The 13,008-nt window shown below is 65.0% G+C and carries 13 protein-coding genes; 7 read left to right on the top strand and 6 right to left on the bottom strand.

The annotated features are described in order from the left end of the window. Nucleotides 1-104: 104 nt before the first annotated feature. From LG299_RS08180 to LG299_RS08200, 5 genes are all read left to right on the top strand, one after another. A complete protein-coding gene (locus LG299_RS08180; protein WP_404434637.1) occupies nucleotides 105-470 on the top strand; it encodes a TraR/DksA family transcriptional regulator in 366 nt (121 codons plus the stop codon). Between the two features lie 133 nt (nucleotides 471-603). After that, nucleotides 604-996: a hypothetical protein gene (locus LG299_RS08185; protein ID WP_404434639.1), complete on the top strand. Its 393-nt coding sequence runs from the start codon at nucleotides 604-606 to the stop codon at nucleotides 994-996. 107 nt (nucleotides 997-1,103) lie between these two features. Beyond that, nucleotides 1,104-2,576: an APC family permease gene (locus LG299_RS08190; RefSeq protein ID WP_404434640.1), complete on the top strand. Its 1,473-nt coding sequence runs from the start codon at nucleotides 1,104-1,106 to the stop codon at nucleotides 2,574-2,576. After that, nucleotides 2,573-3,568 carry an agmatinase family protein gene (locus LG299_RS08195; RefSeq protein WP_404434641.1) on the top strand — a complete coding sequence of 332 codons (996 nt, stop codon included), beginning with the start codon at nucleotides 2,573-2,575 and terminating at the stop codon, nucleotides 3,566-3,568. The genes LG299_RS08190 and LG299_RS08195 overlap by 4 nt, the downstream gene beginning before the upstream one ends. Before the next feature lie 88 nt (nucleotides 3,569-3,656). After that, on the top strand, nucleotides 3,657-4,115 hold the full coding sequence (locus LG299_RS08200) for an Lrp/AsnC family transcriptional regulator (protein ID WP_404434642.1): 459 nt from the start codon (nucleotides 3,657-3,659) through the stop codon (nucleotides 4,113-4,115). A gap of 352 nt (nucleotides 4,116-4,467) precedes the next feature. On the opposite strand, the gene LG299_RS08205 is transcribed toward LG299_RS08200, so the two are convergent. Further along, the gene (locus LG299_RS08205; protein WP_404434644.1) at nucleotides 4,468-5,244 is read right to left on the bottom strand and encodes an alpha/beta fold hydrolase; all 777 of its coding nucleotides are present in this window, start codon (nucleotides 5,242-5,244) and stop codon (nucleotides 4,468-4,470) included. A 1,130-nt stretch (nucleotides 5,245-6,374) separates the two neighbouring features. Between LG299_RS08205 and LG299_RS08210 the strand changes: the two genes are divergently transcribed. Together LG299_RS08210 and LG299_RS08215 are read left to right on the top strand one after the other, a co-directional pair. Further along, a complete protein-coding gene (locus tag LG299_RS08210) occupies nucleotides 6,375-7,580 on the top strand; it encodes an MFS transporter (RefSeq protein WP_404434645.1) in 1,206 nt (401 codons plus the stop codon). Between the two features lie 290 nt (nucleotides 7,581-7,870). Beyond that, nucleotides 7,871-8,641, top strand: a complete 771-nt coding sequence (locus LG299_RS08215; protein ID WP_404434647.1) for a class I SAM-dependent methyltransferase — start codon at nucleotides 7,871-7,873, stop codon at nucleotides 8,639-8,641. 133 nt (nucleotides 8,642-8,774) lie between these two features. Here the strand turns inward: LG299_RS08215 and LG299_RS08220 are convergent, their stop codons facing one another. The 5 genes from LG299_RS08220 to LG299_RS08240 form a co-directional block, all read right to left on the bottom strand. Next, the gene (locus LG299_RS08220; RefSeq protein WP_404434648.1) at nucleotides 8,775-9,311 is read right to left on the bottom strand and encodes an RBBP9/YdeN family alpha/beta hydrolase; all 537 of its coding nucleotides are present in this window, start codon (nucleotides 9,309-9,311) and stop codon (nucleotides 8,775-8,777) included. Between the two features lie 16 nt (nucleotides 9,312-9,327). Further along, nucleotides 9,328-9,834, bottom strand: coding sequence for an SRPBCC domain-containing protein (locus LG299_RS08225; protein WP_404434649.1), 507 nt, complete (start codon nucleotides 9,832-9,834; stop codon nucleotides 9,328-9,330). Continuing rightward, nucleotides 9,831-10,157, bottom strand: coding sequence for an ArsR/SmtB family transcription factor (locus LG299_RS08230; protein ID WP_404434650.1), 327 nt, complete (start codon nucleotides 10,155-10,157; stop codon nucleotides 9,831-9,833). Before LG299_RS08230 ends, LG299_RS08225 begins: the two co-directional genes overlap by 4 nt. Nucleotides 10,158-10,432: 275 nt before the next feature. Beyond that, on the bottom strand, nucleotides 10,433-11,209 hold the full coding sequence (locus tag LG299_RS08235; RefSeq protein WP_404434651.1) for a hypothetical protein: 777 nt from the start codon (nucleotides 11,207-11,209) through the stop codon (nucleotides 10,433-10,435). 768 nt (nucleotides 11,210-11,977) lie between these two features. After that, nucleotides 11,978-12,961 (bottom strand): Gfo/Idh/MocA family protein, encoded by a 984-nt coding sequence (locus LG299_RS08240; RefSeq protein WP_404434652.1) that lies wholly within the window; start codon nucleotides 12,959-12,961, stop codon nucleotides 11,978-11,980. Nucleotides 12,962-13,008 lie beyond the last annotated feature (47 nt).

Raw genomic sequence — 13,008 nt, forward strand, 5'->3', positions numbered from 1 at the left:
GCACTCCTTCAGGCTGCGCGCAACGCGGTCCCTATCCGTGCGCGCTGCATGCGGAATGCTCCGGGCGGCCCCTGCTATGCCGGGGCCTCGTAGGCTCAAAGGAAATGAGCACCGTTTCTTCTCGGGCGTCCTATGGTGCGCTCCTCGCTGGCGTTCGGGCCGGGGCAATCGCGCGGCGGGATGGGCTGTCGGCGGCGGCTGCTGAGCTGCGGCGCGATCGCGGTGCCGAGACTGCGGATGACGAGCACGATCCCGAGGGCGTCACACTGTCGATGGAGTGGGAGCGCATCGAGGGGCTCCGCCTGGCCGCTGAGCGCGACCTCGCCGAGGTCGACGAGGCACTCACCCGTTTGGGTTCCGATGACTACGGCCGGTGCGAGGGATGCGGGAGGCCCATCCCGATGGAAAGGCTGCGTGTGCGGCCAGCGGCGAAACGCTGCGTGCCCTGCGCGGAGCGGGTCGGCGGCTGACCTCCCGCCCGCCGCGCCGCTAGACCGGGTAGAGCGTCCTCGCACCGCCCGGCAGGGTCCTCCTGCGGACCATGCGCGAAGGCGTGCGCGGCGGGATCTTCCAGCGGACCGCGGCCGTGTCGGGGCCGAGCACGTGCACCTCGCCTACGCTTCGACGGTTCACGGCATCCAGGGCGAGACGACCGATGCCTCTATCGTCGGCCCCGGCGTTGATGCCTCGGGCCTTTACGTCGGTATGACCCGCGGTCGCGTGCACAACGAGGCGATCGCGATCGCGCGAACTCCGGATGCTGCGGTCACCGCGATCGCCGACAGCATGATGCGCGGGGTGCCGGAGGTGTCGGTTGAGGATTCGCGGGCTGCGGCGCTGGTGGAGTTGCGAAGGGCGGCGCGGATGTCGCATGACGTCGTCCAGAGAGAAGAATCTGGACCCGTTGCTGAATCGACGATAGCCGGGGGCGCGATCGGTGTCCGGAGAAGTGATGAAGACCTCGTCGTCAATTTCCGGAATCCGGCACATTTTTAAGCGAATCTGGTGATCATTGCCACTCTGTTGGTGCGCAATGGCGAAAACCGGCTCGCGCCGGTGTCGGGGCGGATTTAGTCTCGCTGCATCACCCGAAGGAGCATCGAATGGTTTCCACAACAACCCCCGAGACCGCGTCCACAGTCGCGCTCAAGCGAGAGTTCACGGTGTGGTCGGCCGGCGCCGTCGCGTTCGCGTTCATTTCTCCCATCGTTGCGCTCTACTCGATCTTTGGGCTTGTGCTTTCATCGGCGGGGCCTGCCGGTTGGTGGGCCTTTCCGATCGTCCTCGTCGGGCAATTCTTGGTCGCCTTGGTCTTCGCTGAGCTCGCGTCGCGATGGCCGCTCGAGGGCAGCGTGTACCAATGGGTTCGCAGGCTCGCACCGCAGGGCCTCGGCTGGATGACGGGCTGGCTCTACGCATGGACGCTGGCCATCTCGACGGCCGCCGTTTCCTACGGTGCGGCGCTTTTCATCGGACCAGCGCTTGGCCTAGGTGCGCTAGATGGGACGACCACGTTGGTGCTCGCTTTCGTCGTCCTCGTGATCGCGACAGTGATAAACACCGCGGGCCGTCGCTGGATCAAGTACGTCGTGGGCGCTGCCCTCGTCGCGGAACTTGTTGGCAGCATCGCCGTCGCCGTGTACTTGCTGATATTCCATCGTGTGAACTCGATCGACGTCCTTTTCACTCTCCCCGGCGACGGATGGGATCTGACCTGGCCCGCAATGGCAGCAGCCATTGCTTTCGTCGGTTGGTCCTTTGTGGGCTTTGAGTCCGCCGGCTCGATCGGTGAGGAAGTACAGAATCCTCGACGCGCTATTCCGAAGGCAATGATCGTGTCGGTTGTCGCTGTTGGAGGCGTAGTGGCTTTTTCCGCCCTTGCGGTGATTCTTGCCATCCCGGATCTGGACGCCGTAGCCGCTGGAGAAGTCGCGGATCCGGTCGTGGAGACGTTGCTCGTGCAACTTGGTCCGGGACTTGCGCAGCCGATCTTCATCCTCTTCCTGGTCGCGTTCCTCGCCACCCTGATCGCTGTACAAACGTCAGCATCACGCATGGTGTTCGCGCTTGCTCGCGATGGTGCGCTGCCTTTCGCGAGCACCCTGAAGATGCTGAGGGTGCGGGATCGGATGCCGGTCGCCGCCGTGATCGTGGTGGCTGTCGCCGCTGGGATCGTTTTGCTGACGAGCCTCGTAGGCGACGTCTACAGCATGCTGATCGGGTTCACCGTCGGTGGATTCTTCGCAACCTTCGCACTGGTGATGTGCGCAACGGTATGGGCGCGGGGTCGTCGAGTGTGGAGTCCTGGGCCGTTCAGCCTTGGGAGGCTCGGGTGGCCGGTGACCATCGTCGCCGCTCTTTGGTCGGTGTTTGAGTTCGTGAACATCGCTTGGCCCCGAACGCCCGAGGCGCCGTGGTTCATCAACTATGCCGTGCTGCTGATGATCGCAATCCTCGCGATTGTCGGTGCGGTCGTATACGTGAGGGTTCGCGCTCGCATAGCCCTCCCAGTCGACAGCGCTGACGACGAATCGACCCCCACCTTGGAGACTCAGAGAGTAGAGGACATTTCATGACTTCCCACGCATCTTCACGGAACTTTGCGGCCATCACGAGCGGGGTACTTTCCGTTCTCGGCGCACCCCACGTTCCGCCGAGCGAACTCAAGGAATTCGGTGCGAAGGCCGCCTTCCTAGGATTCCCATTCGACGGGGCGAACGCTGCGATCGAGCGCCCCGGGTCCGCCAACGGTCCACGCGGACTGCGGATCGCGTCCAACATGTGCTTCCCGTGGTCTTTCGAATGGGACATCGATCTCTTCGAGGCGTACAACCTTGTCGACTGCGGGGACAGCCCCATCGCGATCGGGAACGCCGTCCGCACCCACGAGCTTGTCCAAGCCGAGATCGCGACGATCCTTGCGGCGGGCACCATTCCGATGATCATCGGAGGCGACCACTCCGTTTGTGTCCCGGGCACCCGTGCACTCAGTGAGTATCTCGGCCCAGAGAAGAAGATGGGGTATCTGCATCTGGACGCTCATCTCGACGCCGGCGAAGAAATCGGCGGCGAGTACGAGACCAACTGCAGCGGGCTTGTTCGCGCGGCCGACCTGCCAAACGTCAGCAAGGAGAACGTTGTGGCGATTGGTGCGCGAGGCACGATCAACGTCCCCGACTGGTGGGAGGCGGTCAAGCGACGTGAGATCTCCGTCTACACCATGCGCGACATCCGTTCTCGACCATTCGAAGAAGTAGTCGGCGAGGCATTGGACAGGGCCTGGGACGGTGTCGATGGCGTCTATGTCTCATTCGACACTGACGTCATCGATTCTGCATACGCACCCGGGACCACTGGGCCGGAGCCAGGGGGCTTCACGGGACCCGAGATTATCCGCATGGGACAGATGATCGGCGAACGCGGTATCTCGGCCGTCGACAACGTCGAGCTGTGTCCTATCTACGACCCCAGCGGCATCACCGCACGACTCGTGTGGGAGGTGCTTTCACAGATGCTGTACGCCAACGCGAAGCGCTCGACGGTCGCCCAAGCCGCCGAGCCTGCGTAGGGTGTGGGGTGTGGCGGAACCCTCTGTCTGGCAGCCCCTCGACGCAAGCGACCGGGCCATTCTCGACTGCCTCCGTGAGGATGGCCGGATGTCCAGCGCGAAGATCGCCGAACGCGTCGGACTGTCGGACCGAACCGTACGCCGCCGCATCCGCGACCTCGAAAAGTACCGAGGTCTCAAGGTCGTCCCTGTCATCGACCCGGACAGCATCGGACTGTCCACATGCATCTACGTGGGACTGTCGGTTGACCGTGCGCAGCTCGAAGCCGTCGCACTGGCGGTTCGGAGTATGCCCGAGGTCAGGTACCTTGCCCACACCACCGGTCCTTGGGACCTTCTGGCTGAAGCGTTCGTCGGCTCGCGCGAGCACATGGCCGACTTCATCCTCAGCTCACTGGGAAAGCTCCCCGGTGTCCGGAAGTCCGAGACGTTCAACGTGCTTCGTATCGCCAAGTTCGGCTACGAATGGGACATCCCGCAGGTCGTTGCGGCGCCAGCCAGCGAGGTCAGCATTGCCCATCCCACTGACCGGAGCCCGTCCAGCTAGGTTGCGCTGCCACGCCAAGCACGTACGCGTTCGAGTCCGCAGCGACAATGGAGATCATGTGCGGTCCCCGAATCGCGAGGTGGAGTCAGGCTACTGAGTGGCCGTCACGATCGCCGCAATCTTGTCCTTGTTGCCTACGCGACGCAGATCATCGCCCGGCCTGGTGGGCTGGTGAACGATCCTCGCACGAGCGGCCACGATCCTCACAAAGGGCATTCGCCAGAAAGGACCGAGCCGGACCAGGCGCTGACGGCGAGCCCCGCTGTCCGCACTGAGTCCTTCGCAGAGGCCGCCAAGCCGATCGACCCCCGTGCGCCTGAACGAGTTGGTGCGCGCTACCGGGGGTGGGCTGTCACCGATCCGGGTCAGCGCCAGCTTCCTTCGGGGGCAGCGTGTCGCGCAGGAATGCGGCGATGATGGGGTTCAGCAGATGCGGTGATTCCAAGGGCAGCATGTGAGTTCCCGGAAGAACCGCTAGTCGCCCGTTCCCCAGAGCGCGGGCGGCGGCGGCAGAGTGTTCGACTCGGACGTCGTCGTCGTCTCCTTGTATCAATAGAACCGGTACTTGCACTGAGGACAGTTCGTCGAGGTCGACCTCCGGAATCCTGAGCCACATATCGGTGAGTTTCTCCAAGAACACGCTGAGGTGGTCCGGTCCGTCTGGGGAGCGAGCGGTGTAGCTCTCCACGAGAGCCGGCCAGGGATTCGCTCTCATCGCATCGCCGCCCGCCTTCGGGTCGGTGCTGTCGCCGGCGGAATTGAATGCCGCGCCGACCCCGACGAAGCGCTTCACCACATCCGGTCGCCTGGTCAGGACTTGGATGCCCACTGTCATGCCCTCACTCACCGCGACCAGGTTCGCGGGTTGTCCGATGACGGTGTCGATGAAAGCGGCTGTTTCGTCGGCCATCGCCTCGTACGAGTACGGGCCGTCACGGTCCGGAGTTCGGCCGTGTCCGACCCGTTCCGGGGTATAGACAGTGAACCCCGCGACGGCAAGATCCGTTATCTGCTGCGCGAGCAGTCCACCGCCGAACCCGAAGGCGGTGCCATGCATAAGAACGAGCGGTTCGCCGTTTCCACGGGTCTCGTAGTAGGCCGGGCCGAAGCCCACGTCGAAGATCGGCATGCCCACGAAGTTACGCCGCGCGCCACTCCGGAACAATCCCGCCAGGGAACGCTTCGCTGGTGGGATCTTCCGTCCCCCTGCGCTACCCGTGCATCGCTCGCGCCGCCTGCACGCGGACGGTGGCGAGATCACACGGTTCAATGCAGACCGAGCCTCTCGGGTGAGCGTCGCCAGAAACCTGACGACGGAGGTACGAAAGCAGAGACGCTTCGACTATTGCTAGAGCCACGACCGTCGTGTGGCGCAGTCAGACGGGCAACCGGCGCTGCGGCTTACCTACGGTCGCCGGCCCCAGCATGTATTGCGCGGTGCACGCGCGAGAACTTCGTTGTGCCCAGTGCGATTGAATGGAAGAGCTACTTCACCCGACGGCTGAAGAGCCTCGACGGACACATGACGACGTCGGCGGATGCCGGTCCGTACCCCGGGGTGACGCAGTCTCTCGTCGGCTATCTCGCCGAGGTCTGTCCACCCGGCTCGCTCGAGAGAGTCGAGTCGCTCCTCAGGGGCACGGTCAGGATCATCGACGACCCCAGGCAGCCGGGGAGCTCGCGTGAACTCCTCACCGATCCAGTCGCGGTCCGGGATATACAGTCGAGCGCGCCAACGAGTGGCTTCGCAGAGTTCGTGTCGGCCATACCGCCGGAGAGGACATGCGGATTCTCACCCCCGACGAGACGACGGGCATGGTGCAGGCCGGCTTTCCCGTGGCCGGCGGGCTCATCTTGCTCGCCCCGCGCACAGCTGTCGAAAGGACTGCACCTCGCAGTGCTGCCGGGGCCCTTTCAATCGGAGAAGGTCAAGGATCTGAACTTCGTGTTGCAGACCGCGATGCATCGGGCCGAGACCTTAGCCCCTCTGTTCCCGACCGTGTAGAACCGCGTTGTGCTTGCAATGTTGACCAGTCATCCGATGCGCCCGTGGGGGGGCCATGCCCACCGGCGCGCCCCCTGCGTGACCACTACCCGCCCGAATCATGTCGCTCAGCGGCCGTCATCCGGGCATCGTGACCGACTTGGTCGCCAATCGCCCGCTTAGGGATCCTGATCCGGGCATTGCGTGTGAGCAGACCCTTGAGTGGCTACGCTGAACGGCGTGGAGTCTTCCGCTGCCGCTGCATCGGGCCGCCGATGGCCCGGCTGACGTTGGGTGGCGCGAGCCACGGCACGGGTTTTTGGATCGTTGCGGCGGTTTTCCTCACGGCGATGGCTTACTCGACTGTGCCGACGCCGCTGTACCCGCTGTACGAGCAGCGCGACGGCTTTCCCGTGAGCCTCGTCACCGTCATCTACTCGTCGTACGCGGTCGGCGTCATGCTCAGCTTGTACCTCGCTGGACACGTAAGCGACTGGCTGGGCCGGCGGCGGATGCTGATGGTCGCCGTGCTGATCTCTATCGCATCCGCGGTGATGTTCCTGCTCTGGCCGGATTTGCTTGGACTGATCAGTGCACGGCTGGTGAACGGCGTGAGCATCGGCATCCTCTCGGCGACGGCGACCGCTCACCTCGGAGAGCTTAGGGCCATCGCCCGGCCCGCGGAGAACCCAGTCGTGGCCACATCGGTCGCCGGTGCGGCCAACCTCGGCGGGCTCGCGCTGGGGGCGCTCATCGGCGGGCTCTGCGCCGAGTTCCTGCCGGATCCGCTCGTGTTGCCCCACGTGGTCTTCCTCGTGCTGCTCACGGCCGGCGGAATGGCGTTGCTCAGCGTGCCCGAGACGGTCGCCGGTAAGAGCGCTCCGCACCGCTATCGGCCTCAGAGGCTCTCGGTGCCTCGCGCCCACCGCTCCATTTTCCTCGTCGCGGCTTTCGGCGCCTTCGCAGGATTCGCGGTGTTCGGCCTCTTCAGCTCGCTCATCCCGACGTTCCTGGCCGGCACGTTCGGGGATCGAGATCACCTGCTCGCGGGAGTTGCTGTCTTCGCGATCTTCGCCTCGGCGGCGGTCGGCCAACTCGCGCTCGCCGGCGCCCCGCTGCGCAGACAGCTGACGATCGCGATCGTCAGCTGTGCCGTTGGCCTGACGCTTGTCGCCGTCGGCGCGGTGCTGCCGCAGATCGCGCTGTTCCTGGGTGGCGGCATCGTCGCGGGGCTGGGAGTCGGCGTGCTGTTCCGCGGTGCGATCGGAACCGCGGTCGCGATCGCCGAGCCGGGGCACGCCGGCGAGACGCTGGCGCTGCTGTTCCTTATCGCCTACGCCGGACCAGTCATCCCGGTGCTCGCGGTCGGGATCGCGCTCGCGTTCGCGCCACCAGTGGCGGTGCTGCTCGTCTTCGCCGCAGCCGTGCTGGCGGCGACCGTCGCAGCGGGCTCCATCATGCGCCGCCACGCCGTCACGTAAGGAGCCAAAGCTCCGGAGCCCGTCAAGAGGACGTCGGGCATCACCCGCCTGAGATGTCGAGAAGCCGACTAGCCCGACGCCAAAACGGACAAAACGGATCCCTGTGCGGGCAGCTCGCTATAGCCCGTCCGTGCCCGTCAGCCGACGGGCGCGGATGGGCGGTGCTGGTCGACGTGGATTCGTGGTGCGCCGGACTGTTCGCGCTTACCGATCTTGGGAGGATGCTTCCGTTGCCTGCACTGATCGGGCGGGCCCTTTCACCGGTGGGTCAGGGGACATACGGTGTGCGCATGGGATTCGAGGGCGCAGCGGTCGATTACGACCGCTTCATGGGACGTTATTCCGAGCAGTTGAGCGCGCCATTTTCGGATTTCGCGGGTGTCCAGCAGGGTCAGCGCGTGCTCGATGTGGGGTGCGGGCCGGGGGCGCTGACAGCTGAACTCGTCGCTCGACTGGGAGCGGCGGCGGTCACCGGAGTCGAGCCCTCGGCGTCGTACTCAGCGGCGGCGCGGGAGCGCTTTCCGGGAGCACGGATCGAGATGGCGGCAGCGGGCGATCTTCCCTTCGAAGATGCCGAGTTCGACGTCGCGCTGGCGCAACTGGTGGTCCACTTCATGAGCGACCCGGTGCACGACCTTCGGGAAGTGGCCCGTGTGGTCCGCCCCGGCGGTGTCGTTGCAGCGTGCGTATGGGACCACGCCGGGGGTACCAGCCCGCTTAGTCAATTCTGGAAGGTACTCAGCACGGTCGATCCGGACGCGCATTCCGAATCCGAGCGCCCGGGTACTCGACGGGGACAGCTCGGTGGCTACCTGGCTGCGGCCGGGCTCCAGGAGATCGCCGAGACTGTGCTGACGGTGCGCGTGCTCCATCCGACTTTCGAAGATTGGTGGCAACCCTACGTGCGCGGCGTGGGTCCGGTCGGGGCGTACATCGCATCGCTTGACGACGCGGGACGGCTGCGGTTGGAACACACGCTTCGGTTCGAGATGCCGCCCGCCCCGTTCGAAGTCACGGGGTCAGCGTGGACAGCGCGGGGAACCGTGCCCGCGCAGCCGTAGAGCCGCAACTCAGGATGCTCCAGCAAGCGGGACACCGAAGTCTCTGGAGAGCGCAGAGCCCATCCTCCTGAGGGTCAACGCCGTACACGGATGTGCAACTGCCGATCGTCGTGCGAGCAGAGTTCATCGTCCGTTAGCGGATCAATCGGTTCAGGAGCTCGAAGGTCTCGAACGGCTGGTCGTGGTCACCGAAATGACCATCATTGCGAATGATCTGGGTGCCGCCGAGATGGTCAAACAGGAGCCGCCCCTGGTCTGCGTCGCAACCATACGGATCCTCGACAGAGTTGATGAAGTAGAGGTCTCCGCCCTGAGCGCGGATCCGGTCCCAGTCGTAGGTGTCCTGGAGTACGGGCTCCTCCGATTCGTTGACCCGTGTGCAATAGCCAGCGACCAAGATCGTCTGGGCGACAAAATCCTGGAGGTTCTCGAGCACCGCGAGCAGGAGCGCGGCACCGCCGGAGTGACCGACCAGCACCGTGTCAGGAGTGAAGTCGTGGGCGTCGAGCACCTTCGGCAGCAACTCGGCGATCGGTTCGATATTGATGCCGGGATGGCGTGGACGCTCGACTCGATAGCCTCCCTCGGTCAATTGGCGGTCGAGCCACGGGTACCACGCGACGTCAGGGTTGCCGCCCGTGCCGTGGAAGATGATCGCGTGCCTGGTCACTGGTCGTCCGGCCGTTCTAGGTGAGCAGCCGTGTTCGAGCGATTTCCTGGTAGCCGGGTGTGAGCGCCTTCCACCGCGTCTCCCAGTCGCTCGCCGGACGGCCTTCCAGGTGTGCGCGGAGATCCTCTACGTGCGCTTGCCATCCCGAGCCGTGAAACGGGGTCGCGTCGAGGGGAAAGCCTGCTTCCTCAATCCGAAGCCTGGTCAATGGCCCTTCCCGGGTAAGCGTGGCCACCATTCGAGTCTCGTCGGCAGCGCCGGGATTGTTCGTCAGCGAGAGGTGGTGTGGGGGATCGCAGGTGTCAATGCGCGCGGGACCGTCCCACCCGCTTACAAGGCTCATGTGAACGAGACCGCCGACGCGGAGGTCACCTTTGACCGAGCCGAGCCAGCGCGCAACGCGGTGCGGACTTGTAATGGCTGCCCATAGATTGTCGATATCGGTGCGATATAGATCCTCCATCCGAACAGTGCCTTTGCCGTCGACGACCAGCAGCTCGCCGGTGGGTTCGAGGTCGTTCATGTGAGGTTTCCTTTCTCAGTACTCTCTCTCGCTACTTCTGTGTGGAGGGCATCCAGGCGTGTGCGCCACAAGCCGCGATAAGAATCAAGCCAGTCGTCGAGTTCGACCAGCGGCTCGGTCTTCAGTCGGTACATGCGGCGCTGGGCGTCGCTACGGACCTCGACAAGTCCCGCTTCTCGCAGAACTCGAAGGTGCCGGGAAACCCCGGGACGAGCTATCGGCAACAGCGCGGCAAGCTCGCCCGCGCTGACCTCGCCGTTGCGAAGAGCCTCGATGACGGTGCGGCGCCCACTGTCGGCCAATGCGTGCAGAACAGCGTCCATGACGATTAATGTACCTGTACGGGTACGTAACCACAAGGGTAATCTCGCGCTGTGGCTCACCCCCGGTTGAATCGCTGCGGTTGGGTAGCGTTGCCTCGGTGGTCTTTTTGCTCGCTTCGGCGACCGTGTTGCACTCGACCGAGCGAGCATCGCTTCCTGGGGTGATCTTCCCGACCGATAGCCGGTCGTCCAGCGAAGTCTTCGGCGAGGGTGATTCTCCGCGTCGGCGGATAGTGGCTGTGCAGAAGTCAGTTGCTGGGTCAGTACAGGCTTGGTCAGGGCTCTGATTCCGGGGGGAGGTAGACGTCGACCCCGGGCCCGTGGAGCTGGAAGCGGACGAAGCTGCCCTCCGGGAGCCAATCTCCGAAGCCGTCGCCGATCTCGGGCTCCGCTGCGAGATCGACGAGCGGCTCGATCCCCGGTGGCGCGCACTGGAACGCGAACCTGCCGCTCAACCCTTGTTCCCAGGCTGCCAGGCATACATACCCTCTGTCGTCCGTGACGGACCAGAGCTTGACGCCACGGTAGGACTCATATTGGTGAATCGTCGGGATATCTGGGTTCACTCCCTGGTTGATCAGCGGATCCACAATTGAGATCTCGGTTTCAGCGGGGATCGGCTGCTGTGTCGCATCGGGTCGAGGCCCCAACAGCCAGGTGAGAGCAAAGAAGGCGGTGGCGGCTGCCGTAGAGGCCACGGCAACAAGGGCCAGGCGGCGCATCCAGGTGGCATTGGGCACGAGCGAGCGCCAGTCTCGTTGACTCGGCATCGTCGGAACCGTCATCGCCGGTAGTTCATCCGTGAGCGCCGCACGATCGGGTAGAACCACAACGTTCGTGGCTGCGGCGCTCTGCCCCGCACCGGCGGCGGGGGCATGGCCCGGGTCGGTGCGCGGCGGGGTGGCCGGGATCATGAGGTGTGCGGCTTCGAGTTCGATCAGTCTCGCGTGCGCGGCAGGGTCGGTGTGGATATCGGAATCCGGACCGTACGCCCGCGCGCGCAGTTCTGTCAGTTCGCGGTCGGCGTCCGGGTCGGTCGAGGGGTCTTCCATCAGTCGGCCTCACTGGGGGCGTGAATGATCGGCATCCGCAATGTCGCCACCAGAGAACCACGATGTCCTCGCCCGGGACCCCGCAAGCACGAACGCGCTCGGCGCGGACCACTGTTGGCGGCGCGCGTGATCCGCGGGGAAACAAGGTGGGTTGTGTGCAGGGAGTCTCGCATCGGGCGAGGAGGGCTGTCCTCGCCGGCTCGTCGTGAACCGCCTCGCCCTCCAAGCCCACTCGCAGGCTCGCGAAGCTGCCAAGATTCGCGGTCGACGTCCGATGCGGGGGACATTTCATCCACAGCTGCAACGTACACCCGCAGCCAACGCGCCGCACTGGGGGCAGCGTCCGCAGCGACCAACCGAGGTTGACGCTCCGCCCGGCGGCTCTTGCGCAGAGCAAGTCCGCGCATCCAGCCCTTGACTCGGCCGCCCGCAAGTCGGTCCCCGTCCGGGCAGCGGCCGTCGAACGCCAAGACTCACTCCGTAGTCGGATTCCGCCCTCCGCCGGCCCGGCTCCAACGGGCTGCCACGCTTCACGAGGTTGTTGCCCGACGGGACGGTGCGGGACTTAGGCGACGGTGCGTCCGATTGCGAAGCGCAAAGCGAAGCGCAAAGCGATACACCCTGGTTGACCGGGGTATTTTCTGCGGAGACGGAGGGATATGAACTCCGACTGGACGACATTTCGTCGACGTGCGCGGTGGTGCGGAGTGCGACAGGTTCTTTTCTCACGGTTCTACTCGCCAAGACGGGCCACGCACTCCGAGCGGGCTAGTCGATGCCGGCCTCAGATCGCGGGCGCATACCGGCGGCGAGGTAAATCTGGTCAAGCGTTCGCATCTGCAGGACGGCGGCCGCGGCATCCGTTTCGACTGGCCCACCGCTGCGCACGGCGTCGCGAAAATGCTCGAGCTGGTACGAGTAGGTTGAGCGCGCGTCGGTGCGTTCGGTGCGGCGACCGGTGGCACTCTTCACGCGGATGCGGGTGCCCATTTGGGGGTGATACGGGAACGAGACGCGCATCTCACCCGCGTCGCCGACGACCTTCAACCCCATCGAGAAGAGTCTGCTTGACCACATCGACGACACGATCTCGCCCGTGACCTCCCCGTCGAAGCGCAGTGTCGCTTCGACCCGCCTGTCGATCTCCCCCTGTCGCCACGATCGAGCGCGTGTGACCTTTGGCGAAGAACCGAAGAGCTCGGTCAGGATTCGAACGGGGTAGTAGCCGACGTCGAGCAGGCCGCCTCCTGCCAGCGCGGGATTCCAGCGGATGTCGCGACCCGGCGGGATCGGAATGCAGAAGGTTGCGCGCGCTGATCGCACGGCGCCGATCTCTCCTGAGCCGAGGATCTCTCGCAGTCGCCCATACAAGGGGTGGTAGTGCGAGTGGTATGCCTCCATGACCCTGCGGTCCGTGCCATCGGCGGCATGAGCGACTCGTTGTGCAGCCTCTGAGTTGCTCGTGAACGGCTTCTCACACAGTACGTGCTTGCCGGCTTGGATCGCGGCGATCGTCCACCGCGCGTGCAGAGCGGCAGGGAGCGGCACGTAGACAGCGTCGATGTCGGGATCCGCGAGAAGCTCGACGTATGAGCCGTGCACTCGGGGGATGCCGCCCCGCTCGGCGCCAGCGACCGCTCGGTCGCGGTCGCGTGCGGCGATCGCCGTGACTTCGACGCCCGCGATGCCGCGGGAAGGCTCCAATAGCGCGGCCTTGACGATGCGTGCCGCGCCGAGGACACCTACTCTCACAGTGTCATCGGACGACAAGTGACTCACCGGACCTCTGAACTTCTCGC

The organism is Microbacterium lacus (assembly GCF_044794305.1).
In the GTDB taxonomy this organism is placed as follows: domain Bacteria; phylum Actinomycetota; class Actinomycetes; order Actinomycetales; family Microbacteriaceae; genus Microbacterium; species Microbacterium lacus_B.